This is a genomic window from Streptomyces sp. WM6372, from assembly GCF_001279655.1.
Classification (GTDB): domain Bacteria; phylum Actinomycetota; class Actinomycetes; order Streptomycetales; family Streptomycetaceae; genus Streptomyces.
The window spans coordinates 1-17,035 of the sequence record NZ_LGDB01000004.1 but is presented as its reverse complement, the minus strand read 5'-3'; the positions used below and the strand labels follow the sequence as shown (position 1 = coordinate 17,035).

The 17,035-nt window shown below is 73.0% G+C and carries 18 protein-coding genes; 9 read left to right on the top strand and 9 right to left on the bottom strand.

The window, feature by feature from the left end:
• Positions 1-241: 241 nt before the first annotated feature.
• Complete coding sequence (locus ADK52_RS02085; protein WP_053688050.1) at positions 242-1,222, bottom strand: LysR family transcriptional regulator; 981 nt, start codon at positions 1,220-1,222, stop codon at positions 242-244.
• A 108-nt stretch (positions 1,223-1,330) separates the two neighbouring features.
• On the opposite strand from ADK52_RS02085, the gene ADK52_RS02080 reads away from it, so the two are divergent.
• The gene (locus tag ADK52_RS02080; RefSeq protein ID WP_053688049.1) at positions 1,331-2,248 is read left to right on the top strand and encodes an NAD(P)H-binding protein; all 918 of its coding nucleotides are present in this window, start codon (positions 1,331-1,333) and stop codon (positions 2,246-2,248) included.
• A complete protein-coding gene (locus ADK52_RS02075; RefSeq protein ID WP_053688048.1) occupies positions 2,238-2,603 on the top strand; it encodes a darcynin family protein in 366 nt (121 codons plus the stop codon). Before ADK52_RS02080 ends, ADK52_RS02075 begins: the two co-directional genes overlap by 11 nt.
• A gap of 56 nt (positions 2,604-2,659) precedes the next feature.
• Here ADK52_RS02075 and ADK52_RS02070 read toward each other — a convergent pair whose 3' ends face one another.
• Positions 2,660-3,394 carry an SDR family oxidoreductase gene (locus ADK52_RS02070; RefSeq protein WP_053688047.1) on the bottom strand — a complete coding sequence of 245 codons (735 nt, stop codon included), beginning with the start codon at positions 3,392-3,394 and terminating at the stop codon, positions 2,660-2,662.
• A 144-nt stretch (positions 3,395-3,538) separates the two neighbouring features.
• Between ADK52_RS02070 and ADK52_RS02065 the strand changes: the two genes are divergently transcribed.
• On the top strand, positions 3,539-4,120 hold the full coding sequence (locus tag ADK52_RS02065) for a TetR/AcrR family transcriptional regulator (RefSeq protein ID WP_053688046.1): 582 nt from the start codon (positions 3,539-3,541) through the stop codon (positions 4,118-4,120).
• On the opposite strand, the gene ADK52_RS02060 is transcribed toward ADK52_RS02065, so the two are convergent.
• The 3 genes from ADK52_RS02060 to ADK52_RS44720 form a co-directional block, all read right to left on the bottom strand.
• Positions 4,080-6,179 carry an HAD-IIB family hydrolase gene (locus ADK52_RS02060; RefSeq protein ID WP_053688045.1) on the bottom strand — a complete coding sequence of 700 codons (2,100 nt, stop codon included), beginning with the start codon at positions 6,177-6,179 and terminating at the stop codon, positions 4,080-4,082. The genes ADK52_RS02065 and ADK52_RS02060 overlap by 41 nt on opposite strands.
• A gap of 33 nt (positions 6,180-6,212) precedes the next feature.
• Positions 6,213-7,151: an alpha/beta hydrolase gene (locus ADK52_RS44725; protein WP_053688044.1), complete on the bottom strand. Its 939-nt coding sequence runs from the start codon at positions 7,149-7,151 to the stop codon at positions 6,213-6,215.
• 150 nt (positions 7,152-7,301) lie between these two features.
• A complete protein-coding gene (locus ADK52_RS44720) occupies positions 7,302-7,580 on the bottom strand; it encodes a hypothetical protein (protein ID WP_324615869.1) in 279 nt (92 codons plus the stop codon).
• A gap of 78 nt (positions 7,581-7,658) precedes the next feature.
• Here ADK52_RS44720 and ADK52_RS02045 point away from each other — a divergent pair, with 78 nt between their 5' ends.
• A complete protein-coding gene (locus ADK52_RS02045; RefSeq protein ID WP_053688042.1) occupies positions 7,659-8,129 on the top strand; it encodes a hypothetical protein in 471 nt (156 codons plus the stop codon).
• Here the strand turns inward: ADK52_RS02045 and ADK52_RS02040 are convergent.
• A complete protein-coding gene (locus ADK52_RS02040) occupies positions 8,126-8,518 on the bottom strand; it encodes a nuclear transport factor 2 family protein (RefSeq protein WP_053688041.1) in 393 nt (130 codons plus the stop codon). The genes ADK52_RS02045 and ADK52_RS02040 overlap by 4 nt on opposite strands.
• A 106-nt stretch (positions 8,519-8,624) precedes the next feature.
• Here ADK52_RS02040 and ADK52_RS02035 point away from each other — a divergent pair, with 106 nt between their 5' ends.
• Both ADK52_RS02035 and ADK52_RS02030 read left to right on the top strand, forming a co-directional pair.
• Positions 8,625-9,068: a MarR family winged helix-turn-helix transcriptional regulator gene (locus tag ADK52_RS02035; protein ID WP_053688040.1), complete on the top strand. Its 444-nt coding sequence runs from the start codon at positions 8,625-8,627 to the stop codon at positions 9,066-9,068.
• A gap of 421 nt (positions 9,069-9,489) precedes the next feature.
• A complete protein-coding gene (locus tag ADK52_RS02030) occupies positions 9,490-10,038 on the top strand; it encodes a DUF1062 domain-containing protein (RefSeq protein ID WP_053688039.1) in 549 nt (182 codons plus the stop codon).
• A gap of 121 nt (positions 10,039-10,159) precedes the next feature.
• Here ADK52_RS02030 and ADK52_RS02025 read toward each other — a convergent pair whose 3' ends face one another.
• Entirely contained in the window at positions 10,160-10,891 is a 732-nt protein-coding gene (locus tag ADK52_RS02025) for a TetR/AcrR family transcriptional regulator C-terminal domain-containing protein (protein WP_053688038.1), read from the bottom strand.
• A gap of 127 nt (positions 10,892-11,018) precedes the next feature.
• On the opposite strand from ADK52_RS02025, the gene ADK52_RS02020 reads away from it, so the two are divergent.
• On the top strand, positions 11,019-12,179 hold the full coding sequence (locus tag ADK52_RS02020) for an alpha/beta fold hydrolase (protein WP_063783750.1): 1,161 nt from the start codon (positions 11,019-11,021) through the stop codon (positions 12,177-12,179).
• 184 nt (positions 12,180-12,363) lie between these two features.
• Positions 12,364-12,762, top strand: a complete 399-nt coding sequence (locus ADK52_RS02015) for an ATP-binding protein (protein WP_159045822.1) — start codon at positions 12,364-12,366, stop codon at positions 12,760-12,762.
• Between the two features lie 4 nt (positions 12,763-12,766).
• On the opposite strand, the gene ADK52_RS02010 is transcribed toward ADK52_RS02015, so the two are convergent.
• Positions 12,767-13,411, bottom strand: a complete 645-nt coding sequence (locus tag ADK52_RS02010; RefSeq protein WP_053688036.1) for a DJ-1/PfpI family protein — start codon at positions 13,409-13,411, stop codon at positions 12,767-12,769.
• A gap of 177 nt (positions 13,412-13,588) precedes the next feature.
• Here ADK52_RS02010 and ADK52_RS02005 point away from each other — a divergent pair, with 177 nt between their 5' ends.
• Positions 13,589-15,133: a DHA2 family efflux MFS transporter permease subunit gene (locus tag ADK52_RS02005; protein WP_234343261.1), complete on the top strand. Its 1,545-nt coding sequence runs from the start codon at positions 13,589-13,591 to the stop codon at positions 15,131-15,133.
• A 61-nt stretch (positions 15,134-15,194) separates the two neighbouring features.
• Here ADK52_RS02005 and ADK52_RS02000 read toward each other — a convergent pair whose 3' ends face one another.
• Positions 15,195-16,970 (bottom strand): SMI1/KNR4 family protein, encoded by a 1,776-nt coding sequence (locus tag ADK52_RS02000; RefSeq protein ID WP_234343260.1) that lies wholly within the window; start codon positions 16,968-16,970, stop codon positions 15,195-15,197.
• Between the last annotated feature and the right edge of the window lie 65 nt (positions 16,971-17,035).

Below are 17,035 nucleotides of genomic sequence, written 5' to 3'. Positions count from 1 at the left end.
GGACGGGGTCGGGGCGGGGGCCGCGCGGGCGCCGGCGCCCGAGGTAAGGGCCACGAGCAGCAGGGCGCCGCAGGCGGCGGCCGCCCGGCGCCGCAGCGCCGCGGCACGTATCGGATGTCCCACAGCACGCTCCGTTCGTCGCGGCTGCCATCTCCCGAGGCCTGCGAACAGGGTGGCACGCCCCCCTCCGGCGCGCATGTCACCCGTACGCGCCGGACCGTGTCTTCGGGACCGGGCCGGATCAGCCCGCGGCTCCCGGTGCCGGGGCCGGGCGCAGTACCCGGCGTACGGCGCCGCGCAGCCACTGGTGGGCCCCGTCGGCGGTGTGGCGGGGGTGCCAGGCCATGCCGATCGTCAGGGGTGGCAGCGGCAGCGGGATGTCCAGCAGGCGCAGTCCCAGTGCGTGCGCCGCGTCGCTGAGCGGTGAGGGGGGTTCACCCGGCAGGGCGGTCGGCACCAGGCAGACCACGTCGCCGACCGCGGCCAGCGCCATCGCCGCCAGATGTCCGGGCAGGACGGCGCTGACCCGCCGGCTGAGCCCCTGCTCGGCCAGGGCCGCGTCCAGCGGGCCGGTGAAGCGTCCGCGGCGGCTGACCGCCACGTGCTCGGCCGCGGCCAGCCGGGCGGGCGTCAGGGTCCCTTCGGCGAGCGGGTGCCCGGCCCTGACGCCGGCCGCCATCCGCAGCGTGACCAGTTCCTCGACCCGGGTCTCCGGGTCGACGTGGTCGATGGCCCCGATCTCCAGATCGACCCGGCCCTCGCGCAGCGCGGGGCCCGCCTCCCACTCCTCGGCCAGCACCCGCAGCGAGACTCCGGGCGCCTGGCGCCTGGCCAGCGCGAGCAGGCCCGGGGCCAGCGCCGCGCCGGCCAGGTCCGAGGCCTGGACGGTGAAGGTGCGGCGCAGCGACGCGGGGTCGACCCCGCCGCTCGGGGTGAGGAGTGCCTCCAGCCGGCGCACCACCGCGGCGGCCTCGTCCCGCAGCGCCTCGGCGCGCGGTGTGGGCACCATCGCCTGTCCCGCCCGGACCAGCAGCGGATCCTGGAGCACCCGGCGCAGCCGGGCCAGGGTGCGGCTCATCGCCGCGGGGGAGGTGTGCAGCCGCGCGGCGGCACGGGTGACGCTCTGCTCGGTCAGCAGGGCGTCGAGGGCGACGGCGAGATTGGCGTCGAGGTTCTGGGCTGAGTTCTGGGCTGGGCTCTGGGCTGGGCTGCTCACCGGCATTATTCCGTTTCGGGCAATGATTGGATGCTGAAGTTCCCATTGTGGCAATGCCGTTGGCGTCTGCACGATGGAGGGGCGTACAGATCCGACAAAGACCGCGAGGTTTTCATGATCGTCATCACCGCCCCCACCGGGAACATCGGCCGGCGGCTGCTGTCCCTGCTGGTCGAGGCCGCGCCCGCCCACGGAGAGGAGTTGCGCGTCGTGGTCCGCGATCCCGCCCGGCTCCCCGAGGCCGTGCGCGGACGGGTCGAGGTGGTCACCGGCTCGCACGGCGACGCCGCGACCGTCGAGCGCGCCTTCGCCGGGGCCGACGCCGTCTTCTGGCTGGTGCCGCCGGACGTCTCGGCCACGCCGGACGAGGCGTACAGCGGCTTCACCCGCCCGGCCGCGCGGGCGTTCGCGGCCCACGGAGTCAGCCATGTCGTCGGCGTCTCGGCGCTCGGCCGGGGCACCCCGCAGGCCGCCCGGGCCGGGCTGGTCACCGCCTCCCTGGCCATGGACGACCTGATCGCCGGCTCCGGCGTCGCCTACCGCGCCCTGGCCAACCCGTCCTTCTTCGAGAACCTGCTGGAGGACGCCGACTCGATCCGCGAGGACGGCGTCTTCACCGATACGGTCGCCGCGGACCGCAAGGCCCCGATGGTGGCCACCGACGACATCGCCGCGGCGGCGGCCGGGCTGCTGCTGGACCGCTCCTGGACCGGCGCCGGCAGTGTTCCGGTGCTCGGCCCGCAGGACCTGTCGCCCAACGACCTGGCCCGCATCATGACCGAGGAGCTGGGCCGTCCGGTCCGCTACCAGCGCCAGCCGCTCGACGAGCTGCGGTCCGCCCTGCTGGGCTACGGCCTGGGCGAGGCGTTCGTCGAGGGCATGGTCGACATGAAGCGCGCCAAGGACGAGGGCCTGGACTCGGGCGTCGCCCGCTCGCCGCAGGCGGGACCGGCCACCGGATTCGCGCAGTGGTGCGCGCAGACCCTCAAGCCCGCCGTCCTCGCCGTGCCGGAGGCCACCGATGCCCGCTGACCGAACCGAGCCGCCGGTCACCGCGTTCATGCTGGTCAAGACCACGCCCGAGTGGCTGGCGATGACCGTGGCCGAACGGGTCCGGGCCTTCACCACCGAGGTCGCCCCGGTGATCGAGGCCCGCACCCACGGCGTCCGCTCCCGTTTCTACGACACGGAGTTCTACTCGGCGCGGGTCACCGACGTCTGGGTCTGGGAGGCGGACGACCACGAGTCCTACCGGCTGCTGATCGACGCGCTGCGCGAAACCCCCTTCTGGGACCGCTACTTCGAGGTGGTGGACCTGCTGGTGGGCACCGAGAACGGCTACGCCCGCACGTACGGTCTGGAGCCGGTGGCCACCTTCGCCACCTGACGCTCCTCCCTGACCGGCCGGTGCCGCCGCCCCCCGCGCGAGCACCGGCCGGCCGTTCAGGCCTGCGCGGTGGGGCGGACGACGATGTCGCCCACGTCCACGTTGTCCGGCTGCTCGACGGCGTAGGCGATGGCGCGCGCGATGGCGTCCGGCGGGATCGCGATCGCGTCCATGCGGTCGCGGATCTGCGTCCGCATCTCCGGTGCCATGGCGTCGGGGAAGTCCGTACGCGTGAACCCCGGCGAGACGACCGTCACGCGCAGGCTGTCACCGGCCTCCTGGCGCAAGCCCTCGGAGAGGGTGCGCACGGCGTTCTTGGTGGCGGCGTACACCGCCTGGAGCGGGGTGACGCGCAGTCCGGAAACGGAGACCGTGTTGACGAAGTGCCCGGTGCCCTGCTCCCGGAAGACCGGCAGCGCGGCCGCGATCCCGTACAGGACGCCCTTGAGGTTGACGTCGATCATCTGCTCCCAGTCCTCCACGCGGAGCTCGTCCAGGGGGGAGATGAGGCCGATTCCGGCATTGCTGACGAGGACGTCGAGCCTGCCGAACCGGGCGCGCGCCAGTTCGACGAGCCCGGTCAGGTCCTCGCGCACCGTGACGTCGGTGCGCGTCCACGCGGCTTCGCCGCCGGCCGCTCCGATGCGGGCGGCCAGGGCTTCGAGCCGCTCGGTGCGACGCGCCCCGAGGACGACCTTGGCGCCGCGTTCGGCGAGCAGCAGGGCGGTCGCCTCGCCGATACCGCTGCCGGCGCCCGTGATCGCCACGACCTTGCCTTCGATTCCCGACATGATCGGCAGTCCTTCCAGGAGGAATACGGGCAGGCCAGGGCATGCCCTACAGTCAAGTGGAGGCGCCACCACTTAACAAGAGGCTAACCGGGCGCGCCTCCACTTAGCAAACGGACAGAGCGAGAGAGAGGACGGCGGCCGCCGATGACCCCGGACGCAGCACGCCCGCTGAGAGCCGACGCACAACGCAACAGGGACAAGATCCTGGCTGCCGCGGTACGGGTGTTCACCGAGGAGGGACTGGACGCGCACCTCGAACGCATCGCCAGGGAGGCGGGCGTGGGCACCGCGACCCTGTACCGCAACTTCCCCACCCGCGAGGCGCTCGTCGAGGCGGCCTACCGCAACGAGGTGGCCCAGCTGCGCGACGCCGTCCCCGGGCTCCTGGCCGCGCAGCCGCCGTACGAGGCGCTGCGCGCGTGGACCCGCCTCTTCATGGACTACGCCACGGCCAAACTCGGCATGGCCGACGCCCTGCGCGCCATCGCCGCCTCGGGGAGCAACCCGTACGCCCACAGCCACGACATGATCCAGAGCGCCATCGCGGCGCTCATGGACGCGTGCACCGATGCCGGGGCGATCCGGACCGACATCAGCGCGACGGACCTGTTCGCCGCCCTCGCCGGCATCGCCCTCACCTCGGCCAAGCCCGAACAGCGGCAGCAGGCGGAACGCCTGCTGGACCTCACCCTGGACGGGCTGAGGCCCCCTCGATCGCCCCGATGACGGCGCGCGCCCACTCGGCGGGCGGCGGGGTGGTGGCGAGGAGGGCGGCGAGGCGGGCGGTGTGCGCCCGGCGCCGCGCCGGGGACATCGCCAGCGCGGTGCGCAGCTTCTCCACCATGTCGTGCGGGGAGTACGGGTCGGTGAGGAGGGCGTGGCCCTCCACGTAGGCGGCGGCGCCGGCGTGGCGCGAGAGGATCAGCACGCCGGAGCGGCCGGTGGCCGCCTGGGCCGTGAGGAACTCCTGGGCCGTGAGGTTCATTCCGTCGGCCAGGGAGGTCACCCAGAAGACGTCGGCCGCCAGGTAGTGGTCGACGACCTCCTCGAAGGGCAGGCTCCGGGACAGGTACTCGACCGGCTCCCAACCAGCCTTCCGCTGGCTCCTGTTGAGTTCCCCGATGGCCCGCTCCAGCCGGGTGCGGGTGGTGTCGTACGCGCGGATGCCCGGCTCGGGCGGCGGGCAGACGAGGCGGTAGCGCAGCCTTCCGCGCAGTTCCGGCTGCCGGTCGAGGAGTTCCGCGAGGGCGTGGATCTTGTGTACGGGGGCCTTGGCGTAGTCGAGCCGCTCCACGGAGAGGATCACCGGGCCGTCCCGGCCGCCGGCCGCGGCCGTGCCGGCGGCGCGGGACCGGGCGAGGGCGGCGACGGCCCGGCGGTCGATGCCCAGGGGGTGCACACCGATGCGCGGCATTCGGGAGACGGCACCGCCGCTCAGCAGGGTGCGGAAGTTCTCGGCGAACGCGGCGGTGTGGAATCCCGCCCAGTCCAGCTGTCCGAGGGACGTGCGCAGCTGCGCCGCCGAGGGCAGGCGCCGGAACGTGCGCGGGTCGGGGAAGGGCGTGTGGTGGAACAGGCCGACCGTCAGATCCGGCCGCTGCCGCTTGAGCAGGCCGGGGACGAGCCAGAGGTTGTAGTCGTGCAGCCAGACCGTTCCGCCGTGCGCCGCGTGGGCGCTGACGTGCTGCGCGAAGGCGGAGTTGACGGCTTCGTAGTCCGCCCAGTCGGCCGGGTCGTGCCGGATGAGGTGCGGCTGCGAGGTCAGGGCGGGCCACAGCGTCTCCTTGCAGGCCCGGTGGAAGTAGCCGGCCCACTGGCCGGCCGGCAGCGGGAGGAGTGTCAGGGGCAGCCCCGGGGGGACCGTGGCCGCCGTGGCGGCGTCCTCGGTCGTGGCGGCGGCCCATACGGCGTCCAACTGCCCCTCGGGGTCGGCGCCGAGGGCGGACACCAGGGTCGGGAGGATGCCGTTGGGGCTGGCCGGCGGCCGCCAGCGGCCCTCGTACCGCTGCCACGGCGGGCGGTGGTATCCGATCACCACGCGCCGGGGGCGCCGCAGCCGCACCCAGCCGAGCCGTTCCAGTACGTGCAGTACGGCGGCGGCGCCGTCGAGTGCCGGGTGGTGGACCAGCGGGTCCGCGGCCACCTGCGCGACCAGTGCGGGCTCGGCGTTGCCGACGACGACGCCGTGCGTGCCGAGGCGGAAGAGCGACAGGTCGTTGAGGGAGTCCCCGGCCACGAGCAGGTGTGCGCGCGGCCAGTGGAGGCGGTGCATGAGCGCCCGCAGGGCCGGGCCCTTGCCGGCGCGGGGCGGGAGTACGTCGAAGTACCGGTCCGCGGAGTACGTCCAGGAGCAGCCCATCCGCTCGACGGCCGCCGTGATCTCCTCCGAGAGGTGCTCGGCGGCCAGGTAGTAGGAGCACCGGCCCTGCTGTGCCACGGCGTCCTGGTGCACGAGCTGCGGGAACCGGCGCAGGGCCCGCCGGACGCGATGGTGTCCGGGCCATCCGGTGCGCAGCGGTCCTTCGAGGGACTCGGCGTGGGACATGTCGGTGGTGTCGATGATGCTCGCGCCGACGTCGGCGATGATCCACCGCGGCCAGGGGGCGAAGGGGTCATCGGTGAGCACGCTCCGGACGGAGGCGAGGCCGCGGCCCGTCGCGTAGACCACGGTGATGTCGGGATGCCGGTCCAGCGCGTGGCGCAGATGGCGCCGGCTGTCCTCGTCGCCCGCCAGGAGCGTGCCGTCGAGGTCGGTGACCAGGACCCTGCCTGCCGTGCTGCCCATGACGTGTCCTTCCTGCCGCCCCGGGGCCGGAGCTCACCAGGCGGGGTCGTGGGTCACCGGGTCGATGGCGGCGGGGCCGGAGGGTTCCGCGGGCGGGGGGTCCGAGGGTTCCGCGGGAGGGGGGTCCGAGGGTTCCGCGGGCGGGGAGCCGGCGGTGTTCCGTTCGGTGCGCAATGCGTGCTGGACGGCCCGCACGGCCCGGCCCAGCCTCACCGCGTGGACGTCGTCGCTCGCCAGGAGGCGGTCGACGCTCTCGCGCGGGGCGTCGAGGGCGCGGCCGAGCAATTCGTCGACCGGACCGGCGCTTTCGGGGCTCGGCTCCGCGTCGCGTCCTTCGGGCGGCAGCATCACGCAGACGTTCTCCGAGCCGTGCGGAATGCTGAAGGCGAAGGCGACGTCGCCGCCGCCGCGGCGCGTGGCCGGCGGGTCCTGCGTCAGGGTGACGTGCACGTGGGTGTACCCGCGGGTGGGCCCACGGCCGTACCCGTGGCGGGGTCTGGTGTGCTCGATCCTCGGTGGCACGGCAGTACCCCTTCCTGTGAACGGGCAGCGGCTCCAGCATTGCCGCCGGGTGGCGCGCAGGCACCTCGGGAGCGCCCGGGCTCGGCCGTTGGAGTGACGCCCGGCCGGGGGAACACCCCCATGGCGGGGGCGGCGGGGCGGCGGGGCGGCGGGGCCGGTGAGGAGGCGGTGGAGCCGGCGGGTGCGGGTTTCGCGGGCGGCCCGGGTGAGGGCGGCCTCGGGGGCCAGACCGTCGAAGCCGTGGCAGGCGCCGGGCCAGACGTGGAGTTCGGCCTGGCCGCCGGCCCGCCAGACGGCGTTCGCGTACGCCACGTCCTCGTCGCGGTAGATCTCCGCCGACCCGACCTCGATGAAGGCCGGCGGGAGTCCGGTCAGGTCCGTCGCGCGGGCGGGGGCCGCGTAGGGCGGCAGGGCGGCAGGCCGGCAGGCCGGCGGCGCCGTGACGGTCACCCAGCAGGGCCTTCCAGCCGGTGGTGCTGGAGGTGAGGTCCCCTGCGCCGAGGCCGGTCATCCGGCGGCTGGAGAAGGTGGTGCCGCGGTCGTCGAGCGTGGGGCAGAGCAGCAGTTGGCCGAGGGGTACGGGACCACCGCGGCCACGGGTCAGGAGGGCCGGGGCCGCCCCGCGAGCCCGGACGGGCGGGCGCTGACGAGCGTGACGACGGGACCGTCCGGTGGTCCCGGGACCTGGAGCTCCGTCACCTCGAAACGGCCGCCCGCGCGAAGCTCCCCGGCCGTGGGCCGGGGCCGGGACGTGGCGTCCCGCTCCTGCCGGGCGGCGAGGTTGTCCGGGGTGACCGGCTCGCGCGACCACGCGTCCAAGGCCGCGAGGGCGACGGCCGGTTCGGGGTCGAGGGGCGTATGACAGCTGTCATACGGCACACGTGACCTGGAGCTCTGCCCCCGAGCCCCCTCCCCCGAAAAGATAGTGATCATCACACCGACCACGGGGGCAGCGGCATGAACATCCTGAAGAAGAAGCCCGAGGGCGTACCGGCCGAAGCGATCGACACCAGTGCCATGACACCGGCCGACTACCGGCTTCCGCTCTGGTTCTTCGGCTTCGAAGGGGTGCTCGCGGCCGCCTTCGACATCCTGAAGGCCTTCCCTTCGGTCTGGCCCGTGCTCCTGGTCCTGCTGGCCGTGAACATCACCGTCTCGCTGACGATGATGCGCAGGCGGATCAAGCTCGCCAAGGCGCTGTGGCGCGGCAAGGAGACCCGCAGGGTCGCGTTCGCGCTCATCGCCCTGCGGGTCGGCAGCCACTTCGCCCTGAGCGCCCTGGGCCTGGCCGTGACCTCGACCCTGGGCCACGTCCTCTTCGCCGTCGTGATGAGCGCGATGACGATCGGCCTGCTCGCCTACTCCCAGGAAACCGCCATCCGCGCCCTGACCGCCCGGGACGCCCGGGACGCCCGGGACGCCTTCTAGCGGGCGCTGCCCATGTTGCGGTCGGCGGCGGAGCCCTCCAGCATCAGGGTGGTCTCCTCGATGCGGGCGAACCGGCCGTCGGGCGCGAGGTCCGCGAACAGGTAGACCTCCATGCGTACGGTCGAGCCGTCCTTCTTCGTGATGTGGGCGGTGTGCCGGTCGGCGTACTTGGCGCCGGCGTACAGCTCCTCGTGCACCTCGACATGGCCGTCGGCCACCAGGTCGCGCACGTGGGTGATGTGCTCGATGAACCCGGCGCGGTCGGCCCACTCCCCGTCCGTGCGCTGGCGGTACTCCGGGGTGAAGTGGCGGTCGGCGGCTTCCTCGACGGTGATGTCACGGTTGAAGATCAGGTCGTTGAGGGCGGCCTCGATACGGGTGCGCGTCATGGGATTTCCTCACGGGACGAAGAATCAAGGAGAAGTGCGTGCGAATCGCACGCATCTCCGTCACTGTAACACCAACAGCGTGCGCGGCGCACGCTATTCTGGTGGCGTGGAGAACGAAGCAGGTCACGAGATCGCGGACGCGCTGGGCATCCTGCTCAGGCGCACCACGCGCACGCAGCTGCACCGGCGCCTCACCGAGGGCATGGGCGAGGGGCTGGACGAGCTGACGTACCCGGTACTCAGCACGCTGGCCCGGACCGGGCCCCGCAGCGCCGCCGATCTGGCCCCCGACGTGGGGGTCGACCGCTCCGGCGTCACCCGCCGCGCCTCCCGGCTGGAGGCCGCCGGCCTCATCCGCCGCGAGCCGGACCCCGCCGACGGGCGCGCGTACCTGCTCGTCCTCACCGAGCAGGGCCGGGCGGCGGTGGCGGAACTGCGGGCCCGGCTGGCCGCCCACATCACGGCGAGCCTGTCCTCGTGGCCGCCGGGCGAGGCCGAGCGGTTCGCCCACGACCTGCGCCGCTTCACGACCGAGGGCCCGTTCGCGTAGGGCCGGTTCGGGTAGGGCCGGTTCGGGTAGGGCCCGTTCGCCCAGGGCCCGTTCGCCCAGGGGGCGTTCCTACGCGCCTACGTCTTCCACGGCACCGTCACCACCGCCGCGATCCGACTATGGCTCCGCTGATAATCCGCAGGACAGAACCCAGGGCTGGGCCGGCTTCCGGTCCTGGACGAGGAGCTTTGGCAGTACCTCATCCAGAAGATCCGCCGGACCGGCCCCGGCGGTGAGGCGCCCGAAAACCAGTGGAACAGCGTCGCTGTGCGCCACTACCGTGCCGTCAACCGAGTCGTCCAGGCAAGGACATGCCGTTGTACACCCTGTGAGACCCCCCAAGCGCTGATCGGTCGCGCGTCGCACATGTGCGCCGTGCTGCTTTTTGCTGCGGACTTCTCACTGAAACCGGTGTACTTCTGTGCTCAATAACTGGGTGGTCGTGCCCACCTGCCTGCCGCTCGTTCGCCGCCGTTGCCATGCGTGCGCGTCCGAGCGCTTCCGGGCGAACGGCAAGTTTCGCGTCAACGCGAACCACAAGCTCCTCGACGCCTGGCTGCTCGTGCTCTGTACCGCTTGCGGGGACACCGCGAAGCTCACGGTCCTGGAGCGGATGAACGTGCGCTCCGTACGACCTGAGCTCCTGGACCGCATGCATGACAACGACCCTGGCCTGGCAGCCGAGGTGCTCCAGGATCCGGTCATGCGGCGGCGCAATCGCATCGCCCTCGACTGGGACGACGCCTGGCGGCTCGACACCGGCGGATCGGATCACCTGGGCCGGGAGGTGATCGACGTCTCGGTCCGCTTCGCGGCGCAGATCCCCGTCCGGCCGGTGCGGGTGATCGCTGAAGGTTGCGGTCTTTCCCGGGCCGAGGTCGAAAGACTGATCGCGGACGGGAAACTCGTGTCGGCAGTCCGGCTGGGCGGCAAGCTCTCCGGCGACTTCACCTTCATGCTCAAGCGCTGAGCCCTCCCCGGAACCTGGGGCCCGTCCGGCAAGATCCGCCGGACGGGCCCTAGGGAGTGTCGTCAAAGTAGCGTCGGCCGCCCGAAGGGCGGCCAGCCAGACGGGACTTTGACGACACGACCTAGGGGGCGTCGATGAGGACCTGTACGCCGTCCAGGATCCGGTCCAGTCCGAAGGCGAGCGGATCGGGGGCGGCCGGCGGGGCGAACGCGCCGTCGGCGATCGCCTTGGTCAGGGCCGGGAAGCGGGCGGCGTGCCGGTCGAGCAGTTCGCCGGTCAGCCGCCCGAACTCCCGGGCGTGCTCGGCGTCGAAGTCGGCCGCCTGCTGGGCGAGGGCCCGTACGTGGCCGACCACCAGGAGGAAGACCTGGTGGCGTTCGGCCGCGGTCAGGCCGGTCCGCTCCAGCACCGCGTGCGCCTCGTCCAGCCAGCCGAGCTGGTTCGGCCCCATCAGCCGGCGCCGCATCGCGGTGGCGGCCAGCAGCCACGGGTGGGCCTCGTACACCGCGAGCATCCGGTGGGCCCAGGCGGTCAGCCCGGGCCTCCAGCCGGGGCCCGCGTCCGCCACGTCGGGGCGTTCGGCCAGGACGGCCTCGACCATCAGCTCCACGAGCTCGGCCTTACCGGGCACGTAGCGGTAGAGCGCCATCGCCGAGACGCCGAACTCCGCGCCGACCTTGGTCATCGACACGGCCTCCAGCCCCTCCGCGTCCGCCAGCGCCACGGCCGCGGCGGCGATGCGCGGCGGGGTGAGGCTGGGCTTGGGGCCCCGACTGGGCCGCTCCTGCTCACCCCAGAGCAGCGCCATGCCCGCGCGCAGATCGCGCGCCTTGTCCTCGCGTGCCTTGGCCATCCCGTGTCCCTCGTTCGCATCTCGGTGCCGTCGCGCCGGCAGGCGGGTGTTGACGCCGCCCAACAACTGTATATACCTTAAACCCATTAACCGATGACGTCATAAACAGTTTAAGGAAGTAACAGTCATGGTCGACGCCACCCTCCTCGCCGCTTCCGCCTCCGCCGTCCTCGCCGCTCCCGCCGCCGCCCTGGCCGGCTACCGCGGGCTGCGGCGCGCCGCCCACGCGCGGCGGCTGCGCATCACCACGCCCCGCGGCATCGACGAGGCCGGCTTCGTCCGCATCGGCGGCATCGACCAGTGGATCTCCGTGCGCGGAGACGACCTGTCCAACTCGGTCATCCTGGAGCTGCACGGCGGCCCCGGCGCCACGAATCTGCCCTACGCCGCCCGCACCCGCGCCTGGGAGCGCCACTTCACCCTCGTCCGCTGGGACATGCGCGGCGCCGGCAAGACCTTCGAGCGCTCGGGCCCCGAGGGCCAGGGTGAACTCACCCTGGAGCGGCTGGAGTCCGACGCCCTGGAGGTGACCCGCCACATCCGCGGCCGCCTCGGCGTGGACCGGGTCGTCCTGCTCGCGATGTCGTTCGGCTCGGTCATCGGCCTCCGACTGGCCCGCCGCCACCCCGAGCTGTACTCCGCGTACGTCGGCACCGACCAGAACATCAACGCCGGCGGGCACGACCGCACCGCCTACGACGGCCTGCTGGACCGGCTGACCGCGGCCGGCCGCCGCAAGGAGCTGGCCGCCGCCACCGCGATGGGTCCCGACCGTGCGGCCTGGGCCACCGAGCAGTGGTCGCAGTACAACAAGCTGACCGTCGGCTCCGACCCGCTGACGCTCGACACCGTCAAGAAGGTGGTACTCGGCTCCCTCCTCACCTCGCCCCGGCACGGCCTGGGCGACCTCCGCACCCACATGAGGGCCATGGCCTTCTCCGAGCGCCTCGGGCCGCAGTCCGTCGCCCTCGACGAGTGGGCCGAGGGCGTCGACTTCCGGCTGCCGTTCTTCGTCTTCCAGGGCGCCGGGGACGTCATCACGCCGGTCGGCCCGGTCCGCCGCTTCTTCGACGAGGTCACGGCCCCCGTCAAGGAGTTCGCCCTCATCGAGGACGCCAGCCACTTCGCGGCCTTCCGCCACCCGGACCGCTTCCTCGACCTCCTCCTCACCAAGGTCCGCCCGGCCCTCACCGGCGCCCCGGCAACAGCCGGGACCGTCACGGCGGTCGGGACGGCCGGAGCGGTCGGAGCGGTCGGAGCGGTCGCGCCGGCGTCGGCCGCCGCCTGAGCCCGGCCGCAGATCAGCGGGACGGCTGCACCCGGTTGTCGCGGGCGTATCGAAACGCGCACGACCTGGCCGAAGGGAGGAGCCGCGGGCGGGCGGGATCGGCCGTCCGGGCGGTGTGACCAAGACGACGGCGAACCTAGCGTGGAAGGACCGCAGGGGGGACCTGCTGGGATCGGAGGCCGTCGTGCCTGCTCACCGCGTTGACATCACGCTGCCCGCCACGCCCGAGGCCGCCCGTTCGGCCCGGCGGGCCCTGCCCGAGGCCGTCATCGGCAGCGACCTGGCGGACGACGCCCGCCTCCTCGTGACCGAAGCCGTCAGCAACGCGGTCCGGCACACCGAGAGCACCCGCATCCGCATGGTGGTCGAGGTCGAACCGGGGACCGACCGGCTGCTGTGCGCCCTGCGCGACGACACCCCCCACCTCGGCGCCGCGCACCAGACCCCCGCGGGCTGCGCACAGCGCGAGTCCGGGCGGGGGCTCGGGCTGATCGCAGCCCTCAGCCAGTCCTGGGGCGTCGCCACGGACGGGGCCGGCAAGTGGGTCTGGTTCTGGCTCGGCGCCTCCGCACACCGCGCCTGAGCGGTCAGCGCAGTACGGGTACGGGTACAGGTACGGATGCGGGTACGGATGCGGACTCGGGCGCGCGGACGGCGCGCAGTGCGCGGTCCACCGTCTCCTGCTGCTCGCCCACCGGGGCCGCGTAGCCGATGGCGCCGCGCGCGGCTTCCTCGCCGAGCGTACGGGTGATCACCCAGGCGGCGAGGTACTGCGAGGCCAGGCAGCCGCCCGCCGTGGCGATGTTGCCCTCGGCGTGGAACGGCGCGTCCAGCACGGTGACGCCGCAGGCCTCCACGTACGGCCGGCTCGTCAGGTCCGCGCACGCCGGCATCCCGCCCAGCAGCCCGAGCCGGGCGAGGACCAGCGCGCCGGAGCACTGCGAGCCGATCAGCTGCCGCGCGGGGTCCAGGGGCAGCATGGCGAGCAGCCGGTCGTCGGCGACCACGTCGCGCGTCTTCACCCCGCTGCCGATCAGTACGACGTCGGCCTCGGGAATGAACTCCATGGGGCGCTGGCCGGTGACCTCGACGCCGTTCATCGAGGTCACCACGGGCGTGGGCGTGGTGATGAAGGCTTCCAGGCCGTCCTTGCGGCACCGGTTGATCAGGGCCGACGCGATGAAGCTGTCGAGCTCGTTGAACCCGTCGAAAGTGACCACCGCTACCTGCATCACGACCTCCTGAGCATGGCGTTCGAGGGGCCAGCCTCTCAGTTGCACGCGGGCGGGTCACCGGCCAATCCGCTGCCGGTGGCCTGCCGATGCTCCTCACTCGATGAATCCGTCTCGATGCATCCTCCTTGATACATCTGCCTTGATGCATCAGAAAAGATGGATTATCTTCGTGCCGTGGCCACCGGAACCCGCCGGGGCGCGGACGGAGGGGTGGGGGACGACATGCGGAAGTGGGCCGGCGATCCCTGGGCGGTCCTGGTGACGGTGTCACTGGGGTTCTTCATGACGCTGCTGGATCTGACCATCGTGAACATCGCCATCCCGGAGATGATCGACGCGCTGGGCGCATCGCTGGACCAGACCCTGTGGGTGGTCAGCGGTTACGCGCTGGTGCTGGCCGTACTGCTGATCAGCGCGGGGCGGCTCGGCGATCTGTGGGGGCCGCGCAGGCTCTTCGCCGGCGGCGTGGCGGTGTTCACGCTCGCCAGCGTGGCGTGCGGGCTCGCACCGAGCGCCGGCCTGCTGATCGCGGCCCGCGGGCTGCAGGGACTGGGCGCGGCGCTGCTGGCGCCGCAGACCATGGCGCTGATCGTCGCGGTCTTCCCGGCGCAGCGGCGCGGCACCGCGATGGGCGTCTGGGGGATGGTCGCCGGGCTCGCCACGCTGTCGGGGCCCACGCTCGGCGGCATCCTGGTATCGACCGTCGGCTGGCGGTGGATCTTCCTGGTCAACGTGCCGATCGGCGTGGCCGCGCTGGTGCTCACCTACCTGGTGGTGCCGGACGTGCGCAACGGGCGCGGCCGCACCTTCGACCTCGTGGGCGTGCTGATCGCGACCGCCGCGCTGTTCTGCCTCGCGTTCGGCTTGCAGGAGGGCGAGCGGTACGGGTGGGGCGCGGGGATCTGGGGGCTGCTGGCCGCCGGTGTCGCGCTGGTCGCGGGGTTCCTCGTACACCAGCGGGGGAAGCAGGACCGGGAGCCGCTGGTGCCGTTCGCGCTCTTCCGCGACCGGAACTTCACCGTGATGACCGCGCTCGTGGCGCTGGTGTCGATGGCGATGATCGGGCTGGTCCTTCCGTTCAACCTGTACCTGCAGTCCGTACTGCACATGAGCGCGCTCCAGGCCGGTCTGGTCCTCGCGCCGTCCTCGCTCGTGTCGATGGCGGTCGGCCCCTTCGCGGGGCGGCTGTCGGACCGGATCGGCGGCAAGTACCTGCTGCTGGCGGGGTTGTCGCTGTACGCGGCCGGGATGGTCGCTATCGTGCTGGTCGCCGGGCCCGCGACGCCCTGGTACCTGTTCGTGCCGGCGACGGCGGTGACCGGCCTGGGGGTCGGGTGCGTGGTGGCGCCGATGTCGACCGAGGCGATGCGCAACGTGGAGCCGCGGCTGGCCGGGGCGGCGTCCGGGGTGAACAACACGATCCGTCAGATCGGGTCGGTCATCGGGGCGGCCTCGGTCGGGGCGCTGCTCCAGGGGCGGCTGGCCGCGGAGCTCGCCGGGGGCGCGGCGTACCCGGACGCCTTCGTCGCCACCCTGCACGTGACGGCCGCGCTGCCGATCGCGGCCCTGGGGATCGCGGTGCTGCTGTGCCTGCTGGTACGCAACCACACGAAGAAGCCGGCACCGGAGCCCGCGGGTACGACTGCGGCCACGGCTGCGGCCACGCCTACCGCTACAGCCACGGCCACGGCCACGGCCACGACTCCCGGGCTTCGATGAAGAGCGGTACGAGAAGCGCAACACCGTCGAACGGGCGTCCGGCTCGCCTCGGCCACCCTGATCAGCCGGACCGGTCCTGGCCGGCCAGGTCCGCGGCGAGGTCGTCGCGCCAGCCTACGGACAGCCGCCGGCTCAGGACCGTGGCCGCCGCGGCCGGCAGGGGCAGCAGCAGGAACTCGCGCAGTGCCCCGGCCGCCGAGTCCCGTACGGTCCACGCGGCGAGGTCGGCCGCGGTCACGGTCACGGGTACCGGGTCCGGTTGGTGCCGGGCCGCGTCCAGCAGTCCCCGTGCGGCCCTGGCCTCCGCCGAGAGGGTCCTCATCCGCAGGTCGAGGACCCCGTCGGCCGGGAGGTCCACCGGCTCGTTTCGTCGGATCCGCTCCAGCGCCTGCGCGATCTCCGGGAAGGTGTCGATGCCGGTCTCGGACGCCAACCGGGCGAGCTGGGCCGCCATCGCGGAGCGCAACCGCTCCGGCGGCGTCCGATCGACGAGCCCGCCGAGGTCGAAGTCACGCACCGAGGAGACCAGGGTCCGCGTCGGCGGAAGGTCGTCGAGGACCGGCAGCAGCAGCGCGCTCGCCAGCGGCTCGTCGCCGTCCGCCTCCGGATCCCAGGTGATGCCGTGCTCCGTCGCCAGGCCGGCCAGCAGTCGGGTGTACGCGGCCGTAGAGCCGGGCCAGGGATCGACGCCGATCCTCTGCCACTGCTGCCCACCGGGTCCGAGCGCGGGCTGCCCGTCGGGTCCGCTCACGTAGTCCTCGCGGGGTGAATCGACCCGGCGGGCCGCCCCGGGCCGTTCCGCACCGTCCTCGATGACGGTGACGTGCACCTCGGGCCCTTGCTTCGCCAGCCGCACGACCCGGGTCCCACGGGACAACCGACGCAGTACCTCCGGGCGGCCGAACTGGGCGGCTCCGCCCTCCTGGGTGGCGTACGACCACCCGTCACCGCACCGACCGGCCCGGGCCATCGGACGACACGCCGCCCAGGGCCCGGTGGCGGACACCCGCGCCTGCTCCCGGCTGCGCGGTCCGGTGGTCGCGGGCACCGAGCCCAGCCTGTCCAACAGCTCCTCGGGCGAGATGCCCGCCACGAACACGACGTCCGGCTGCACGGGAGGTGCCTCGGCCGGGGCCCCGAAGGTGAGGGTGACGTACGACCCGTCGGGCTGCGGGGCCGGCGGGACCGGCTCGGCCGGGGCCGGGACCAGCGGCTCGGTGGCCTCGGCGGCGAGGCCGAGGGGGGAGAACGGATCGGGGACGACCGTCCCGCCGTGCTCCCAGATCAGCCGGCCCTCGAAGGCGAGCGGAGTACGCCCGTCGAAGGGTGTGCCGTTCTCCAGAGCCGTGGCGAAGTCGGCGAGCACGTGCCGCAGTCCCGGCCACTCGGTGAAGGACGGGCCGTCCTCGTCGAAGTACCGGCCGATACGCCCGTGGTGTGGACCGGGGCGGGTGACCATGAAGAGCCCGTCCGAAGACTGCCAGCCGATGCCCAGGGTGATCAGCAGCCGCTCGTGCGGCCAGTACGCGTGCTGGTCGCGTTCCTCCTCGTCGAGATCGGTCTCGTCCTCGGCGACGTCCGCGCCGACGTCCCGCAGGAACTCGGTGCTGCTGACGATGTCCTCGACTCCGGACAGCGGTCCGTAGTAGTCCAGTGTCGGTGTTCCCTCCTGGAGCTGTACGCCGTCGTGACGCAGCAGCGACTCCTTCAGGTCGGGCGGGAACGTCACGCCGAGACGGAGTTCGGCCGCCGCGATGTCCTCCAACCGGGCCGACGGTCGCAGCAGTCCGTGGCTGACGGCAGCGTGCTTGCGAGCCAGGTCTCGATGCGGGCCCATGATTGAACGACGGTGAGCGTGGTCATGTCGGCACCCTAGGAGCGGGCACTGACAGTCCCGCCACC